The following is a 14591-nucleotide window of genomic DNA, read 5'->3' as shown; positions in this document are numbered from 1 at the left end:
CCACCCCCAGCGGGATCACCCGGGACCGCGACGGCCTCAGCCGGGCAGCGCGTCGCCGCGGTAACCGGGGGACAGGGGCTGGGGCACGGCTCTCCTCGTGCGCACCGCGCCGTGTCACTGCGCCGTGTTCACTGCGCCGTGTTCACTGCGCCGCGGGGGCCTACCCGACGTCGACCCAGTCGAGGGTGCGGCCGACCGCCTTCTGCCAGCCGGCGTACCCCTCGGCGCGCCGGTCGTCGCTCCACGACGGCTCCCAGCGCCGGTCCTCGTTCCAGTTCTGTTCCAGCTCGTCGGTGGACCGCCAGAACCCGGTGGCGAGCCCGGCCGCGTAGGCGGCACCCAGGGCCGTGGTCTCGGCCACCACCGGCCGGGACACCGGCACCCCGAGGATGTCCGCCTGAAGCTGCATGCACAGCTCGTTCGCGGTGACACCGCCGTCCACGCGCAGCACGTCCAGCGGCACGCCGGAGTCGTTCTGCATGGCCTCCACGACGTCGCGCGTCTGGTAGCAGATCGATTCCAGGGTCGCGCGCGCCAGGTGGGCGTTCGTGGTGGCGCGGGTCAGGCCGACGATCGCGCCGCGCGCGTCCGAGCGCCAGTAGGGCGCGAACAGGCCGGAGAACGCCGGGACGAAGTAGATCCCGCCGTTGTCGGCGACCTGCCGGGCCAGGCTCTCGCTCTGCGCCGCGCCGCTGATGATGCCGAGCTGGTCGCGCAGCCACTGCACGGCCGACCCGGTGACCGCGATCGAGCCCTCGAGCGCGTACACCGGCTTGGCGTCGCCGAACTGGTAGCACACCGTGGTGAGCAGTCCGTGCTTCGACCGGACCAGCTCGGGGCCGGTGTTGAGCAGCAGGAAGTTGCCGGTGCCGTAGGTGTTCTTGGCCGAGCCCGGCCGGAAGCACACCTGCCCGACCGTGGCGGCCTGCTGGTCGCCCAGGACGCCGGTGATGGCGACCTCGCCGCCCAGCGGCCCGTCCGCCCGGGTGGTGCCGAAGTGGTGCGACGACGGCCGGATCTCCGGCAGCATCCGCCGGGGGATGCCGAAGAAGGACAGCAGCTCGTCGTCCCAGTCCAGCGTCTCCAGGTCCATCAGCATGGTGCGCGAGGCGTTGGTGACGTCCGTGACGTGCACGCCGCCGCCGGTGCCGCCGGTGAGGTTCCAGATCAGCCAGGAATCGGTGGTGCCGAACAGCGCGTCGCCGTTCTCCGCGTCGGCGCGGACCCCCTCCACGTTGTCCAGGATCCATTGCAGCTTGCCGGCGGAGAAGTAGGTCGCGGGCGGCAGCCCCGCCTTGCGCCGGATGACCTCGCCCTGGCCGCCGCGCTCCAGCGCGGAGGCGATCCGGTCCGTGCGGGTGTCCTGCCACACGATCGCGTTGCCGTAGGGGCGGCCGGTGCGGCGGTTCCACACGACGGTCGTCTCGCGCTGGTTGGTGATGCCCAGCGCGGCCAGGTCGGCCGCGGTCAGGCCGGCCTGGGTGAGCGCGCTGGTGATCACCGCCCGGGTGCGCTCCCAGATCTCGACCGGGTTGTGCTCGACCCAGCCCGGCCGGGGCAGGATCTGGTCGTGCTCGAGCTGGTGGCGGGCGATCTCGCCGCCGCCGTGGTCGAAGATCATGAAACGGGTGCTGGTGGTGCCCTGGTCGACGGCACCGACGAAGTCCGGCATGGTGGCTCCCGGCCCGGTCAGGCCGTCGGCTCGAGGGCCTTGGCGGGGCCGATGTCCTCGGTGCGGGGCAGGTTGCGGCTGATCAGGTACTTGTACAGCGCGCCGCCGAGCACGGCGCCGATCACCGGTGCGAGGACCGGGACCCACCAGTACGAGTTGCCGTACTGGTCGTTCCAGGCGGTGTCGTAACCGGTGAGCCAGGACATCAGGCGCGGGCCGAAGTCGCGGGCCGGGTTGATCGCGTACCCGGCGTTGGTGCCCCAGGCCATGCCGATGGCGACCACGCCGAACCCGACGACCACCGGGCCGAGGTTGGCGGCGGGCGCGGTGTTGCGCAGGTCGGTGATGGCGAAGATGATCAGCGCCAGGATCGCGGTGCCGATGATCTGGTCCCGGAACGCACCCCACTCGCCCACCGGCAGCGAGCCGTTGCCCGGCAGCGTGGAGAACACGCCCTGCGTCTTGATGGTCAGGCCGGGGTCGGCCGCGTGCAGCACCTCGGTGTAGTTCCAGCGGACCAGGAGCGCGGCGACGAACGCGCCGGCGGTCTGGGCCAGGGCGTAGGGGGCCACCTTGCGCCAGGAGAAACCCTGGAACACGGCGAGCGCGACGGTGATCGCCGGGTTGAGGTGCGCGCCGCTGATCCGGGAGGCCACGTAGACACCCAGCGTGACGCCGAGCCCCCAGGCCCAGGCGATGCTGTCGTGGTCGCCGATCCCGGCGGCCACCACCTGGGCCACCACCCCGACCCCGAACAGGATGAGGATCATCGTCCCCACGAACTCGGCGGCGAGCTCACCGGCGAGCCCGTGAGCCTTGAGGCTTCGCGTCATTGCTTCCTCCAGAATGGACCTTTTGCCCCCAGTGGTGAGGCGAAGCTAGGGCCGGTGGTGTGACCGGGGCAACGCCTTGCGGTCGACAATGTCGAACAGTCCAGCGAGCGTTTCGACATTGTCGAATGAGATTCGGCGAGGTAGGGTCCGGCTGTGCCCGGTTCCATCCAGTCCATCGAGCGCGCCGCCGCGGTCCTGCGGCTGCTGGCGCGCGGCTCCGGCCGGCTGGGCGTCGTCGAGATCGCCGAGTCGCTGGAGCTGGCCAAGGGCACCGTGCACGGCATCCTGCGCACGCTGACCGGTGTCGGATTCGTGGAACAGGACCGCGGCACCGGCAAGTACCGGCTCGGCGCTGCCCTGCGGCAGCTCGGCTCCGCCCCCCTCGACGTCAACGAGCTGCGCTCACGCGCGATCAACTGGGCCGACGCGCTCGCGGCGCGCAGCGGCGAGGCCGTGCGGATCGGTGTGCCGCGGGACGGTCGTGTCCTGGTCGTGCACCACGTGTTCCGCCCGGACGACAGCCCGCAGGTCCTCGACGTCGGCGCCCAGCTGCCGCTGCACGCGACCGCGCTGGGCAAGGTGCTGCTGGCCTACGACGCCACCCTGACCGCTTCCTGGCGGGCGCGCGAGCCGGAGCCCTACACCCGCCGCACCCTCACCCCGGCCGCGCTCGCCCGGGCCCTGGCCGAGGTCCGCCGGGCCGGCTGGGCGGGCGAGCTCGGCGAGATGGTGCCCGGCGAGGCCGGGATCGCGGCCCCCGTGCGCGGGCACGGCGGCATCGTGGTCGGGGCGATCGGCGTCTCCGGGCCTGAGGACCGGATCTGCGCGCCCAGCGGCACCCCGAAAGCACGGCTGGTGGAACACGTCCGCGACGCCGCCCGGGCCGTGTCCCGTGACCTGGGCGCGTCCCGGTGAAAGGAGGCCGCCCGTCATGGTGCAGCGCTACGTGATGGCGATCGACCAGGGCACGACGTCCACGCGGTGCATCCTGTTCGACGCCCGCGGCCGGCTCGTGTCGCTGGCGCAGCGCGAGCACCGGCAGCACTTCCCGCAGCCCGGCTGGGTCGAGCACGACGCCACCGAGATCTGGCGCAACCTGACCAAGATCGTGCCGCGGGCACTGGCCGATGCGGGCGCCGAACCGGGGCAGGTCGCTGCGCTGGGCATCGCCAACCAGCGCGAGACGACGGTGCTGTGGGACCGGCACACCGGTCTCCCGGTGGGCCGGGCGATCGTCTGGCAGGACACCCGCACCGACGCGGTGGTCGAGCAGCTCGCCCGGGAACCCGGCGCCGCCCGCGTCCGCGAGCTGTGCGGGCTGCCACTGGCCACCTACTTCTCGGCGCCGCGCATCCGCTGGCTGCTCGAGCGCACCCCGGGGCTGCGGGAGCGCGCCGAGCGCGGCGACGTGCTGTTCGGGACGCTGGAGAGCTGGCTGATCTGGAACCTCACCGGCGGCCCCGAGGGCGGGGTGCACGTCACCGACGTCACCAACGCCTCCCGCACGATGCTGATGAACCTCCGCACGTTGTCCTGGGACGACGAGCTGCTCGCGTTCTTCGGCGTGCCCCGCGCGATGCTGCCGCGGATCCGCCCCTCGACCGAGGTGTACGGCACGACCTCCCGCGTGGCGCCGGGCATCCGGATCGCCGCCGCGCTGGGCGACCAGCAGGCTGCGTTGTTCGGCCAGACGTGCTTCGCGCCCGGCGAGGCCAAGTGCACCTACGGCACCGGTAGTTTCCTGCTGCTCAACACCGGCACCACCCCGGTGCCCTCCACCCACGGCATGCTCACCACGGTCGGGTTCCGCATCGGCGACGAGCCCGCGGTGTACGCGCTGGAGGGCTCGATGGCCGTCACCGGCTCGCTCGTGCAATGGTTCCGCGACGGGCTGGGCCTGATCAGCAGCGCACCGGAGATCGAAACGCTGGCCCGCACCGTCTCCGACAACGGCGGCTGCTACATCGTGCCGGCGTTCTCCGGGTTGTTCGCGCCGCACTGGCACAGCGAGGCGCGGGGGATCATCGCCGGCCTGACGTCCTACATCACCAAGGGGCACCTCGCCAGGGCCGTGCTGGAGGCGACCGGGTGGCAGACCCGCGAGGTGGTGGACGCGATGAACGCCGACTCCGGTCTCACGCTGAGCACCCTGCGGGTCGACGGCGGGATGACCGCGGACAACCTGCTCATGCAGTTCGTCGCCGACGTGCTGGACGTGCCGGTGGTGCGGCCGATGGTCGCCGAGACGGTGTCCCTCGGCGCCGCCTACGCGGCGGGGTTGTCGGTGGGGTACTGGCCGGACCTGGAGGGGCTGCGGCGCAACTGGCACCGCGCCGGCCAGTGGCTGCCGGAGATGGACCCGGCCCGCCGCGAACTGGAGTACGCGCAGTGGCGGCAGGCGGTGGGGCTGACGTTCGGCTGGACCCGCCCGGCCCCGGCGGCCGCTCCCGGCACCGACGTGATCGATCTCGTGCAGGCCGATCACCGCCGTCTCGAGGAGCTGTTCCGCGAACTGCGCAACGACGAGGCCGACCGCGGCGCGCTGGTGGCCGAGCTGACCGCGCTGCTCGCCGCGCACGCCATCGCCACGTCGCGGGTCCTGCGTTCCGCCGGCGCCGGGGTGGACATTTTCACCGACCTGCTCACGCTCACCGGCACCGGAGCGGACGTGGACGCGGAGAAGGCGCTGCTGCGCCTGGAACGCGTGGTGGACGAGCACATCCGTGCTGAGGAACGCGGGCTGCTCAACCAGCTGCGGCGCACCGCCACCGCGGCGGAGCGGCTCGGCCTGGGCCGGGCGTTCGCCGCCGAACGCGCCCGCCGGGTGGACCAGGCCCGCGCCGGCGGTCTCCGCCGTGAGCCGGGCACGCCGGTTCACCTGTCCTGACCCCGTCGGCGCGCCCGGGAATGTCGTACCCGGTGGCTAGGCTGAGGCCGGACACCGGGGGTGCGGGATGAGCGTGGACAGCGAGGAATTCCACCGGGTGGTGGCGGCGCTGGCGGAGGTGCAGCGCGCGCAGGGCGGCGAGTACACGTCGTTCAGCGTGCGCGGCAAACGGTTCGGCTACTACTGGCCGCGGACGCAGACCGTCGGGCTGAAACAGACCCTGCTCGAGCAGCAGGCGCTCGTCGCGGAGCGGCCGGAGGTGTTCGAGGAGCAGTTCACCGCGGGCGGGTTCGGCTGGGTCGTGGTCCACCTGGCGGGCATCGATGCCGACGAGCTCGCCGAGCTGGTGTACGAGGCGTGGCGGCTGTCCGCGCCGGAGGAGCTCGCCGCGGAGCAGCCGCTGCCCGGGTAGCGCGGCTGTCGATCCGGCCCCCCGGCTGGGGACGGTGGCCGCGGTGTGCGCACGGCCTCGCCCGGAGCGGACTCAGCCGGCCCAGGCGGGGGTCCACACCTCGCCGGGCGGGGCGCTGCGGTAGCGGGTGTGCAGGTAGTCCAGGAAATCGGCGAGGACGGGGTGCCGGTTGTCCGCCCGCCAGATGACCTTGAGCGGGTACACCGGCGCCGGGCCGGCCAGGGGGATCCGGCGGAGGTCGTAGCTTTCCGGCCACAGGTACCGCGTGCCCGCGCCGACGAAGGTGGCCAGCCGCGCCGAGCCGGCGATCTCGGCGAGCATCGCCTCGACCCCGAAACTCGGCCCGGAGGTGTCGATGCGGAGCCCGAACGCGGCAGCCAGCTCGGCGTAGTAACCCAGCGGCTCCGGGTCGGTCACGCCCGGCATCCAGATCGGGTGCGCGGCCAGGTCCGCCGGCCGTACCGACGTGGCGCCGGCCAGCGGATGCCGCGGCCCGACAAGCAGTTCGTGCCGGTCGTCGATCACCCGGGACGCCCGGAGCCCGCGCGGCAGGTCGATCTCGCGCAACGACCGGAACGTGGCGTCCACGGCACCGGCGGCGACCTCGGCCAGCGCGGCCGCGGCGTCGGCGAGGGTGACCACGTCGAGTTCGATGCCCGGGCGCTGCCGGTAGAAGTCGTGCAGCGCGCTCGCCGGGGCGATGCGCTTGCCGACCACGTCGACCCGCAGGGCCCGGCGGCCCGGCGTGACCGCTGCCCGCACCCGGTCGGCGGCCCGCAGCAGTTCGCGGGCGTGCGGCAGCAGCGCCTGCCCGTCCACGGTGAGCCGCGCACCGCGCGCGAGGCGCGCGAACAACCGCACCCCGAGATCCCGCTCCAGCGCCGCCACCCGTTTCGAGGTGGCCTGCTGGGTGACCTCCAGTTCGTCGGCGGCGGCCTGGAACTGGCCCGCCTCCGCGACGGCGACGAAGGTGCGCACCGCATCGAGATCCACGGGACGAACCTACTGGCACAACCGGAAGTTGTGACACGCCGCCCGGTCCGTTGTTGGTGGCGCCGCCACCCGATCGGTTTCCCTGCCCCCATGCGGAACAGAGTCAAGCTGGGGCGGTCGTTCGGGTGGTTGTGGGCTGCGTACGCGGTCAGCGCGTACGGGACGGGCCTCGGGTTCGGGGCGTTCTCGGTGATCGCCATCCAGGTGCTGCACGCCGGACCGGCGGAGGTGGCGGCGCTGTCGGCATCCGGGCTGGCGATCGGTGCGCTGCTGGCCGTCCCGCTCGGGCCGTGGATGGAGTTCCGCGCCAAGCGCCCCGTCATGATCGGGATGGACGTGGTCCGGTTCGCCGCGCTCGGGTCGATCCCGCTGGCCTACGGGCTGGGGGTGTTGTCCTTCCCCCAGATGCTGGTGGTGGCCGTGGTGTCCGGGGCGGCGAAGATCGCGTTCACCGCGGCCGGCGGTGCCCACCTGAGGAGCCTGGTGCCCGCGGACGCGCTGCTGGTCGCGAGCAGCCGGTTGGAGTCCACCACCTGGTCGGCCACCGTCGTCGGCCCGCCCGTGGGCGGCGCCGCGATCGGCCTGTTCGGCCCGGTGACCACGGTGCTCGCCGACGCGCTGAGCTACCTCCTGTCGGCGCTCGGTGTCGCCGCGATCCGGGAACCGGAACGGCGGCGGCCGGATCGGCCGGGCACGCGCCGGTGGCGCGACCTCGCCGAGGGCTGGCACCACATCTTCGGGCACCGCGCCTTGCGCCGGCTGTTCGTCAACGCCGTGGCGGTCAACGCGCTGATCATGGCCGCGGAACCGCTCGTGTCGGTGCTCATGATGGGCCGGCTGGGATTCCCCGCCTGGCAGTACGGGCTCGCGTTCGCGGTGCCGTGCCTGGGTGGGCTGGTCGGGTCGCGGCTGGCGCGCCGGGTTGCCGGCCGCTACGGCGACGGCACCGTGCTGCGGGTGTTCGGTGCGCTCCGCGTCTGCTGGCCGCTTGGCCTCGCGTTCGTGCCGCCCGGACCCGCCGGGCTGGTGCTCGTGATGAGCACCCAGTTCGCGCTGATCGTGTGCACGAGCCTGGTCAACCCGGTTCTCGCGGCGTACCGGCTCACTGTCACCGATCCTGCCCGCCACGCGCGGGTGCTCACGGCGTGGTCGGTCAGCACCAGCACCGGCGTCGCGCTGACCACGCTGCTGTGGGGCCTGCTGGCGCAGGTCACCGGTGAGCGCGCCGCGCTCGGCCTGGCCGGCGTGCTGCTGCTCGCGACGCCGCTCCTGCTGCCGTCGCGGGAAGCCCTCGACACCACGCAGGTGAACGCCGGGGAGAAGAGCGGCGCGAAATAAGCGACAGTCTTGTGCGCAATCCGCATGAACATTGTTTTGACGCGGGAGTAGTAATTGCTCGGTCACCGCAATTAGCGTTGTCCCGGTTAGTGGCTTTTGACCTGCCGGTGCACCGCGGAAATTGATTTTTCTCGCGCTCGCACGGTTTTCCGGATCACCCGATGGGGTAGATCCTCGGGCGGTACATCCTGCTCGCCCCGAGATGTTCGGGGGGTGGCGCGTGGGTTGTCGGCAGAACTCGCCAATCGCCTGAGTCAGGAGGACAACGAATGAAGGCAGGAGCACGTGTCGCCGCCGGTGTCGGGCTCGGTTATCTGCTGGGACGCAGCAAGAAGATGCGCCTGGCGCTGATGATCGCGGCCGCGGGCGCGACCGGCAAGACCGGTGTCACGCCTGGGAAACTGCTGCAACAGGGCCTCGGCAAGCTCGGCGAGACGCCGGAGCTTTCGCAACTGACCGGCGTCGCCCGCGACCAGCTGATCAATGCTGCGAAGGCGGCCGCGGTGACGGCGGCGTCCCAGCGGATCGAGTCCCTCACCGAGCGTCTCCAGGAGGGCGGCAAGTCCTCGTCCCGCTCGGAGCGCACCGACGAGGAAGAACCGGACGAGACCGGCGAGACCGAGGACCGGTCCGCGGACGTCGACAGCGAAGAGTCCGAAGAGCCCGAAGAAGAGTCCGCGGAAGAACCGGAGGAGGACGAGGAGGAGCCGCAGCGGCCGCCCCGGGCGCGCCGCACCGCCACCCGCCGGCGCACGGGGGGCGATGAGGACGAGGGCTCCCAGCCCGCGCCCACGCGGGCCCGCCGCAGCACCCGGGCATCCACCGGACGCACCCCGGTCCGCCGGGCCCGGAGGTGAGCACCATGGCCACCGACCAGATCAGGAAGACCCTCGGCAAGGCCACCGACACCGTCTCCGGCGTGGCCGACACCGCGACCAAACCGTCCGGTGAGCTCGGCGACGCGGTGCGCAAGCTGGCCGGAGCCGCGACCAGCCGCGCGTCCACCGCGCTGGCGAACAAGATCATGTCGACCTCCGGCCGCCTGCAGGACTACGCCTCCGGCGGCGGGGACGGCGGCGGCCTGCTGGAAGCCGTCACCGGCGGCAAGCCCAGCATCAAGCGGCAGGCGATGATGGGCGCCGTCAAGGGCGGGATGAGCGGCCTCATGGACAAGGTCAAGGACGCCCTCACCGGCGGCGGGGGCAAGGGCGGCAAGATCAAGGTCACCAACATCGTCGAGCAGATCGACGTCGGCGCCCCGATCGACCTGGTCTACGACCAGTGGACCCGCTTCACCGACTTCCCGCACTTCATGAAGAAGGTTGAGAACGTCGAGCAGGTCAGCGACGAGAAGCTGGAGTGGAAGGCCCAGGTCTTCTGGTCGCATCGCACCTGGGAGGCCACGATCCTGGAACAGGTGCCCAACGAGCGCATCGTGTGGCGCTCCAAGGGCGCGAAGGGGCACGTCGACGGCGCCGTCACCTTCCACGAGCTCACCCCGGACCTGACCCGGGTCGTGGTCGTCCTGGAATACCACCCGCAGGGCCTGTTCGAGCGCACCGGCAACATCTGGCGCGCCCAGGGCCGGCGCGCCCGGCTGGAGCTCAAGCACTTCCAGCGGTACGTGATGACCGAGGCGGTGCTGCACCCCGACGACATCCAGGGCTGGCACGGCGAGATCCACGACGGCCAGGTCCAGGACACCGAGGAGGAGGAACCCGACACCGGCGAGGAGGAACCGGAGTCCGAAGAGGACGAACGCGGACGCGACGAGGACGAGGCCGGCGACGAGGAATCCGAGGACGAGGAACCCGAGGAAGCCGGCGAGGACGAGGAACAACCCGAACGGCGGCCCCGTGTGCGCGCGGCGGCCGGCCGGGGGAGGGGCAGCAGGCGATGACGACAGCGATTCAGCCGTCCGGCGGTGGTGGCGGAGGTCTGGGCGGGCCCAGCTCCAGCAGCCTCGCCGACGTGATCGACACGATCCTGGACAAGGGGCTGGTCATCGACGCCTACGTGCGGGTGTCGCTGGTCGGGATCGAGCTGCTGACCGTCGACGCGCGCGTGGTGGTGGCCAGTGTGGACACCTACCTGCGGTTCGCCGAGGCGGTCAACCGGCTCGAGATCTCCGACACCGAGCAGAAGGGACTGCCCGACCTGCTGGAGGACGTGACCTCCGGTGGCTCGAAGGCGAAGACCCGGGGTGCACTCGAAGCCGCCGGTGAGAAGCTGCGGGACATCCTCGGCGAGGACCCGCAGCAGGAGCGCGCCGGGCGCCGGAAGGGCGGTGCGTGACGATGGCCGACGAGCCGGAGCCCCAGGAGCAGCAGCAGGACCGGGAGACGGTCGTCTACGTGTACGGCATGGTGCCCGCCGACGTGGAGACCGACCCCGAGGCCCGCGGCGTGGGCGACCCGCCGGCCGAGATCAGGGCGGTCAAGCACGACCGCGTCGCCGCCCTGATCAGCGAGATCCCGCGCGACAAGCCGCTCGGGCGGCCGGAGGACCTCACCGCGCACGCCGCGCTGCTCGACGCGGCGGCCGCCGAGGTGCCGGTGCTGCCGTTGCGGTTCGGTGCGGTGGTCGCCGACGAGGACGCGGTGCGCACGGAACTGCTGGAGCAGAACCACGACGACTTCGCCGCAGCGCTCGACCAGCTCGAGGGCAAGGCCGAGTACGTCATCAAGGCCCGCTACGTGGAGCAGGCCATCCTCCGCGAGATCCTCGAGTCCGACGAACGGTTGTCCCAGTTGCGCGAGGCGATCCGGGGCAAGCCGGAGGAGGCCACCCGCAACGAGCGGATGGCGCTGGGCGAGGGGATCGGCAACGCCATCGCGGCCAGGCGCGAGGCCGACACGGCGAAGGTGGTCGACGCGCTGTCCGAACTCGGCGCCCAGATCGCCGTGCGGGAGCCCACCCACGAGGAGGACGCCGTGCACGTCGCGTGTCTCGCCGAGACCGCGAAGCAGTCCGACCTGGAGGACGTGGTCGACCGCATCGCCGAGGAGTGGTCGGGCCGCGTCGACATGCGCCTGCTCGGACCGCTGGCGGCGTACGACTTCGTCGTCACGCAACGGCCGGGGGCGTAGCCGATGGGTCTGCTGTCCGGAATCCTCGGCCTGCCGTTGCTGCCGGTGCGCGGCGTGATCTCGCTCGGCGAGCTGATCCGCCGCCGGGTCGAGGAGGAGGTCGCGGCACCGGCTTCGATCCGCCGGGAACTGGAGGAGGCCGAGGAGAAACGCGCCGCCGGGGAGATCTCGGCGGAGGAGGAAGCCGCGATCCAGCAACAGGTGCTGCGACGGCTGGACGTGTCGGAGGCGAGCGAGGAGAGGTGACCGTCGATGGCTCCACGCGACGAAGCCGGTGACGGCGTCCTGTCGGCGCCGGAGGCGGCGTCCCGGGCGCTGGCCCACGCCGGCGAGCTGATCACGAGGAATCCGGCGGCGGTCACCTCGGTCGAGCCCATCGAGGACGGCTGGCTCGTCGAGGTCGAGGTGCTGGAGGACCGGCGCATCCCGTCGTCGGCCGACATGCTCGCGCTCTACGAGCTGGAGCTCGGCACCGACGGTGAACTGCTCGCCTACCGGCGCACGAAACGCTATTCCCGGGGCCGGGCCGGCAGCGGAAGCGGGGTGTCCTGACATGGTCGCGGGACAGCCCGCCGTCACGCCGGGACAGAGCGCCCCGCTGTCCACCGGAAACCACCAGTCCTCCAATCTCGGCGACATCCTGGAGCGGGTGCTCGACAAGGGGCTGGTGATCGCCGGGGACATCCGCGTCAACCTGCTCGACATCGAGCTGCTGACGATCAAGCTGCGCCTGGTGATCGCCTCCCTGGAGACCGCCAGGGAGGTGGGGATCAACTGGTGGGAGAGCGACCCCTGGCTCTCCGGTGACACCACCCGGCTGCAGAACGAGAACCGCGAGCTGCGTGCCCGGGTCGAGGAACTGGAATCCGGCGGGAGCCGGGCCGAGATCGAGGATGCAGTGGATGACTCGGATGAGCCGGATGAGTGAGGAACGGGGCGTCTGGCTCTACGCCGTGGCCCGGGAAGCGGGCGGCGGCGGGCAGCGCGGCGTCGCCGGCGAAGCGGTGCGCACGGTCGCGGCGGGCGGGCTGGTGGCCGTCGTCGGCGACGTGCCGCTGGACGCGTTCGGCGAACAGGCCCTGCACCGCAACCTCGAGGACCTGGACTGGCTCGGCGCCGTCGCGCGTGCGCACGACGCGGTGATCGGGGCGGTGGCGCGGACCGGGCCGGTGGTGCCGATCCGGCTCGCGACGGTGTACCACGACGACGACGGGGTGCGCGGTGTGCTCGAGGAACGCGCGGAGGAGTTCGGGCGCACGCTGGATCGCGTCGCCGGGCGCACGGAATGGGGGGTGAAGGCGTTCGTGGACGTGCCGCCGCCCGTTCCGCGGACCGAGGAGGCGCCGTCCCGGCGAGGGGCCGGGGCGGCGTACCTCGCACGCCGCCGCGCCGAACGGGACACCCAGGCCGAGGCCGAACGGCTCGCCGTCGAACAGGCCGGGAAGGTCCACTTCAGACTGACCGGGCTGGCCACCGCCGCGCGCACCCATCCACCGCAGAGCAGGGAACTGTCCGGGCACGGCGGGCAGATGGTGCTCAACGCCGCCTACCTCGTCGACGACGACCGGTCGCGTGCGTTCGCCGAGGCGGTCGCCGCGTGCGACCAGGACAGTCCCGCGGTGCGCGTGCAGCTGACCGGCCCGTGGCCGCCGTACTCCTTCGCCGATTGGGAGGATCGATGACCGAACCGGTTCCCGCGACCGTCGCCGACCGGCCGGTGTCGCTGGTCGACCTGCTCGACCGGGTGCTCGCCGGCGGGGTGGTGGTGTCGGGCGAGATCACCCTGTCCATCGCCGACGTCGACCTGGTGCACATCTCGCTGCGGACCCTGCTGTCCTCGGTGAGCGCGCTGGTGCCCGCCCATGACTGAGCCCGTGAAGCGCCGCGTGGACAGCGACCCCGAGTCGGTGGAGCGGGGTCTGGTCAGTCTCGTGCTGACGGTGGTGGAGCTGCTGCGCCAGCTCATGGAGAAGCAGGCGCTGCGCCGGGTGGACCGCGGCGACCTGACCGACGACCAGGTCGAGGCGATCGGTCTGACGCTCATGCGGCTGGAGGAGCGCATGGACGAACTGTGCGAGCATTTCGGGCTGTCCCCGGAGGAGCTGAACATCGATCTCGGCCCGCTCGGGCCGTTGCTGTCCGAACGGAGGTGAGCCGACAACCGTGTCGTCCCGGATGTCCGCGTAGTCCGGGAAAGCGTCGCCGCAACAGTGGAGTCGCGATGGCCACGACCGGAACCATCAGAGCACTGCCGCCGGTGCCGGGCACCGCGATCGCCGCGGCGCCGGGCACACCGGCACCCGCGGCGCCGGCTGCTTCGAGATCCTGACCCAGCCGCGCGCCGGCAACACCCCGGGGCCGCACCGGCCGCCGGCCTGCCGTGGCGGAGGCCGGCCCGAGCTCGTGCGCCGGCCCCTTCCCGGCCCGGCCCCCACCGGCGAACCCGGTCCGGACCGCGCCCCACCTCCTGGAGGTGAACCATGAACGTCACCCAATTCTGGAACGACGCGGTCGGCAAGGTCATCACCTTCCTGCCCAAGTTCGCGGTGTTCCTCGTCATCCTGATCATCGGCTGGCTCGTCGCCACCGCCCTGCGCAAGGTGGTGAAGGTCGTCCTGGAACGGCTGCACTTCGACCGCGCCGTGGAACGCGGTGGTGTGCAACGGGCACTGGAACAATCCCGGTACGACGCGAGCGGGCTGCTCGCCGCGCTCGTGTACTACGCGGTTCTGCTGATCACGCTGCAACTGGCCTTCGGTGTGTTCGGCCCCAACCCGATCAGCGCCATCCTCGCCGCGATCGTGGCCTGGCTGCCGCGTGCCATCGTGGCGATCGTCATCGTGGTCGTCGCGGCCGCGGTGGCCAGCGCGTTGCACGACCTCATCCGCGGTGCCATGGGCGGCCTCAGCTACGGGCCGCTGGTCGCGAAGACGGTGCAGGTGATCGTCATCGCGTTCGGGGTGATCGCCGCGCTGAACCAGATCGGTGTCGCCACCACGGTCACCGGGCCGGTGCTGATCGCGGTGCTCGCCACCGTGGGCGGCGTGCTGGTGGTGGGCGCCGGCGGTGGCCTGATGCGGCCGATGCAGCAACGCTGGGACCGCTGGCTCAACCGGGCCGAGGAGGAGATCCCGTCGATGCGCAGCCGGGGGGAGGCGTACCGGCGCGGACGGGAGGACGCGGAGCGGGAAGCCGCCGCGGGCGGACCGCGGCACGCCGCGGAACCGCCGGGGGAGCGGGCGGAGTCAGCGTCGTCAGCGTCGTCAGTGGAGTCGGGGAAGTCGGGGGAGTCGGGGGAGCCGACCGCGACGACCCGTCCGCCGGACCGGACGCCGCCGTCCTGACCGCGACCGGACCGGGAGGGCCG

18 protein-coding genes are annotated in these 14591 nt (G+C 72.2%); 15 read left to right on the top strand and 3 right to left on the bottom strand.

What is annotated here, in order from left to right:
- Positions 1–160 precede the first annotated feature (160 nt).
- Both glpK (FHX46_RS15570) and FHX46_RS15565 read right to left on the bottom strand, forming a co-directional pair.
- Entirely contained in the window at positions 161–1672 is a 1512-nt protein-coding gene (gene glpK, locus FHX46_RS15570; protein ID WP_167115066.1) for a glycerol kinase GlpK, read from the bottom strand.
- Between the two features lie 17 nt (positions 1673–1689).
- On the bottom strand, positions 1690–2505 hold the full coding sequence (locus tag FHX46_RS15565; RefSeq protein WP_167096424.1) for an MIP/aquaporin family protein: 816 nt from the start codon (positions 2503–2505) through the stop codon (positions 1690–1692).
- A 153-nt stretch (positions 2506–2658) separates the two neighbouring features.
- Between FHX46_RS15565 and FHX46_RS15560 the strand changes: the two genes are divergently transcribed.
- The 3 genes from FHX46_RS15560 (at position 2659) to FHX46_RS15550 (ending at position 5804) form a co-directional block, all read left to right on the top strand.
- A complete protein-coding gene (locus FHX46_RS15560) occupies positions 2659–3420 on the top strand; it encodes an IclR family transcriptional regulator (protein WP_167115064.1) in 762 nt (253 codons plus the stop codon).
- Between the two features lie 16 nt (positions 3421–3436).
- The gene (gene glpK / locus FHX46_RS15555; protein WP_167115061.1) at positions 3437–5392 is read left to right on the top strand and encodes a glycerol kinase GlpK; all 1956 of its coding nucleotides are present in this window, start codon (positions 3437–3439) and stop codon (positions 5390–5392) included.
- 67 nt (positions 5393–5459) lie between these two features.
- Positions 5460–5804 (top strand): MmcQ/YjbR family DNA-binding protein, encoded by a 345-nt coding sequence (locus FHX46_RS15550; RefSeq protein WP_167115058.1) that lies wholly within the window; start codon positions 5460–5462, stop codon positions 5802–5804.
- 72 nt (positions 5805–5876) lie between these two features.
- On the opposite strand, the gene FHX46_RS15545 is transcribed toward FHX46_RS15550, so the two are convergent.
- On the bottom strand, positions 5877–6797 hold the full coding sequence (locus tag FHX46_RS15545; RefSeq protein ID WP_167115055.1) for a LysR family transcriptional regulator: 921 nt from the start codon (positions 6795–6797) through the stop codon (positions 5877–5879).
- Positions 6798–6887: 90 nt separating this feature from the next.
- Here FHX46_RS15545 and FHX46_RS15540 point away from each other — a divergent pair, with 90 nt between their 5' ends.
- From FHX46_RS15540 to FHX46_RS15485, 12 genes are all read left to right on the top strand, one after another.
- The gene (locus FHX46_RS15540; RefSeq protein ID WP_167115053.1) at positions 6888–8135 is read left to right on the top strand and encodes an MFS transporter; all 1248 of its coding nucleotides are present in this window, start codon (positions 6888–6890) and stop codon (positions 8133–8135) included.
- Positions 8136–8404: 269 nt separating this feature from the next.
- Positions 8405–8992, top strand: a complete 588-nt coding sequence (locus FHX46_RS15535; RefSeq protein WP_167115050.1) for a hypothetical protein — start codon at positions 8405–8407, stop codon at positions 8990–8992.
- A gap of 5 nt (positions 8993–8997) precedes the next feature.
- Positions 8998–10035, top strand: coding sequence for an SRPBCC family protein (locus FHX46_RS15530; protein ID WP_167115047.1), 1038 nt, complete (start codon positions 8998–9000; stop codon positions 10033–10035).
- Complete coding sequence (gvpJ, locus tag FHX46_RS15525; protein WP_167115044.1) at positions 10032–10430, top strand: gas vesicle protein GvpJ; 399 nt, start codon at positions 10032–10034, stop codon at positions 10428–10430. Before FHX46_RS15530 ends, gvpJ begins: the two co-directional genes overlap by 4 nt.
- A 2-nt stretch (positions 10431–10432) precedes the next feature.
- Positions 10433–11224 carry a GvpL/GvpF family gas vesicle protein gene (locus tag FHX46_RS15520; RefSeq protein WP_167115041.1) on the top strand — a complete coding sequence of 264 codons (792 nt, stop codon included), beginning with the start codon at positions 10433–10435 and terminating at the stop codon, positions 11222–11224.
- A gap of 3 nt (positions 11225–11227) precedes the next feature.
- Positions 11228–11470: a gas vesicle protein GvpG gene (locus FHX46_RS15515; RefSeq protein WP_167115038.1), complete on the top strand. Its 243-nt coding sequence runs from the start codon at positions 11228–11230 to the stop codon at positions 11468–11470.
- A gap of 6 nt (positions 11471–11476) precedes the next feature.
- Positions 11477–11776, top strand: a complete 300-nt coding sequence (locus FHX46_RS15510) for a gas vesicle protein GvpO (RefSeq protein WP_167115035.1) — start codon at positions 11477–11479, stop codon at positions 11774–11776.
- 1 nt (position 11777) lies between these two features.
- Positions 11778–12152: a gas vesicle protein gene (locus FHX46_RS15505; protein ID WP_167115031.1), complete on the top strand. Its 375-nt coding sequence runs from the start codon at positions 11778–11780 to the stop codon at positions 12150–12152.
- On the top strand, positions 12145–12906 hold the full coding sequence (locus tag FHX46_RS15500) for a GvpL/GvpF family gas vesicle protein (protein ID WP_167115028.1): 762 nt from the start codon (positions 12145–12147) through the stop codon (positions 12904–12906). Before FHX46_RS15505 ends, FHX46_RS15500 begins: the two co-directional genes overlap by 8 nt.
- Positions 12903–13094, top strand: coding sequence for a gas vesicle protein (locus FHX46_RS15495; RefSeq protein ID WP_167096411.1), 192 nt, complete (start codon positions 12903–12905; stop codon positions 13092–13094). Before FHX46_RS15500 ends, FHX46_RS15495 begins: the two co-directional genes overlap by 4 nt.
- Positions 13087–13377, top strand: a complete 291-nt coding sequence (locus FHX46_RS15490; protein ID WP_167115026.1) for a gas vesicle protein K — start codon at positions 13087–13089, stop codon at positions 13375–13377. The genes FHX46_RS15495 and FHX46_RS15490 overlap by 8 nt, the downstream gene beginning before the upstream one ends.
- Before the next feature lie 327 nt (positions 13378–13704).
- Positions 13705–14568, top strand: coding sequence for a mechanosensitive ion channel family protein (locus FHX46_RS15485; RefSeq protein ID WP_243871277.1), 864 nt, complete (start codon positions 13705–13707; stop codon positions 14566–14568).
- Positions 14569–14591: the final 23 nt, after the last annotated feature.

The sequence above is a fragment of the Amycolatopsis viridis genome (assembly GCF_011758765.1).
GTDB classification, from domain to species: domain Bacteria; phylum Actinomycetota; class Actinomycetes; order Mycobacteriales; family Pseudonocardiaceae; genus Amycolatopsis_E; species Amycolatopsis_E viridis.
The sequence above is the reverse complement of the archived record's forward strand: the minus strand, read 5'-3'. Positions and strand labels throughout refer to the sequence as shown.

Bases quoted from the DNA above. Each gene is read 5' to 3' on its own strand.
- glpK (WP_167115066.1), bottom strand. From the start codon at position 1,672: ATGCCGGACTTCGTCGGTGCCGTCGACCAGGGCACCACCAGCACCCGT.
- FHX46_RS15565 (WP_167096424.1), bottom strand. From the start codon at position 2,505: ATGACGCGAAGCCTCAAGGCTCACGGGCTCGCCGGTGAGCTCGCCGCC.
- glpK (WP_167115061.1), top strand. From the start codon at position 3,437: ATGGTGCAGCGCTACGTGATGGCGATCGACCAGGGCACGACGTCCACG.
- FHX46_RS15550 (WP_167115058.1), top strand. From the start codon at position 5,460: ATGAGCGTGGACAGCGAGGAATTCCACCGGGTGGTGGCGGCGCTGGCG.
- FHX46_RS15540 (WP_167115053.1), top strand. From the start codon at position 6,888: ATGCGGAACAGAGTCAAGCTGGGGCGGTCGTTCGGGTGGTTGTGGGCT.
- FHX46_RS15535 (WP_167115050.1), top strand. From the start codon at position 8,405: ATGAAGGCAGGAGCACGTGTCGCCGCCGGTGTCGGGCTCGGTTATCTG.
- FHX46_RS15530 (WP_167115047.1), top strand. From the start codon at position 8,998: ATGGCCACCGACCAGATCAGGAAGACCCTCGGCAAGGCCACCGACACC.
- gvpJ (WP_167115044.1), top strand. From the start codon at position 10,032: ATGACGACAGCGATTCAGCCGTCCGGCGGTGGTGGCGGAGGTCTGGGC.
- FHX46_RS15520 (WP_167115041.1), top strand. From the start codon at position 10,433: ATGGCCGACGAGCCGGAGCCCCAGGAGCAGCAGCAGGACCGGGAGACG.
- FHX46_RS15515 (WP_167115038.1), top strand. From the start codon at position 11,228: ATGGGTCTGCTGTCCGGAATCCTCGGCCTGCCGTTGCTGCCGGTGCGC.
- FHX46_RS15510 (WP_167115035.1), top strand. From the start codon at position 11,477: ATGGCTCCACGCGACGAAGCCGGTGACGGCGTCCTGTCGGCGCCGGAG.
- FHX46_RS15505 (WP_167115031.1), top strand. From the start codon at position 11,778: ATGGTCGCGGGACAGCCCGCCGTCACGCCGGGACAGAGCGCCCCGCTG.
- FHX46_RS15500 (WP_167115028.1), top strand. From the start codon at position 12,145: ATGAGTGAGGAACGGGGCGTCTGGCTCTACGCCGTGGCCCGGGAAGCG.
- FHX46_RS15495 (WP_167096411.1), top strand. From the start codon at position 12,903: ATGACCGAACCGGTTCCCGCGACCGTCGCCGACCGGCCGGTGTCGCTG.
- FHX46_RS15490 (WP_167115026.1), top strand. From the start codon at position 13,087: ATGACTGAGCCCGTGAAGCGCCGCGTGGACAGCGACCCCGAGTCGGTG.
- FHX46_RS15485 (WP_243871277.1), top strand. From the start codon at position 13,705: ATGAACGTCACCCAATTCTGGAACGACGCGGTCGGCAAGGTCATCACC.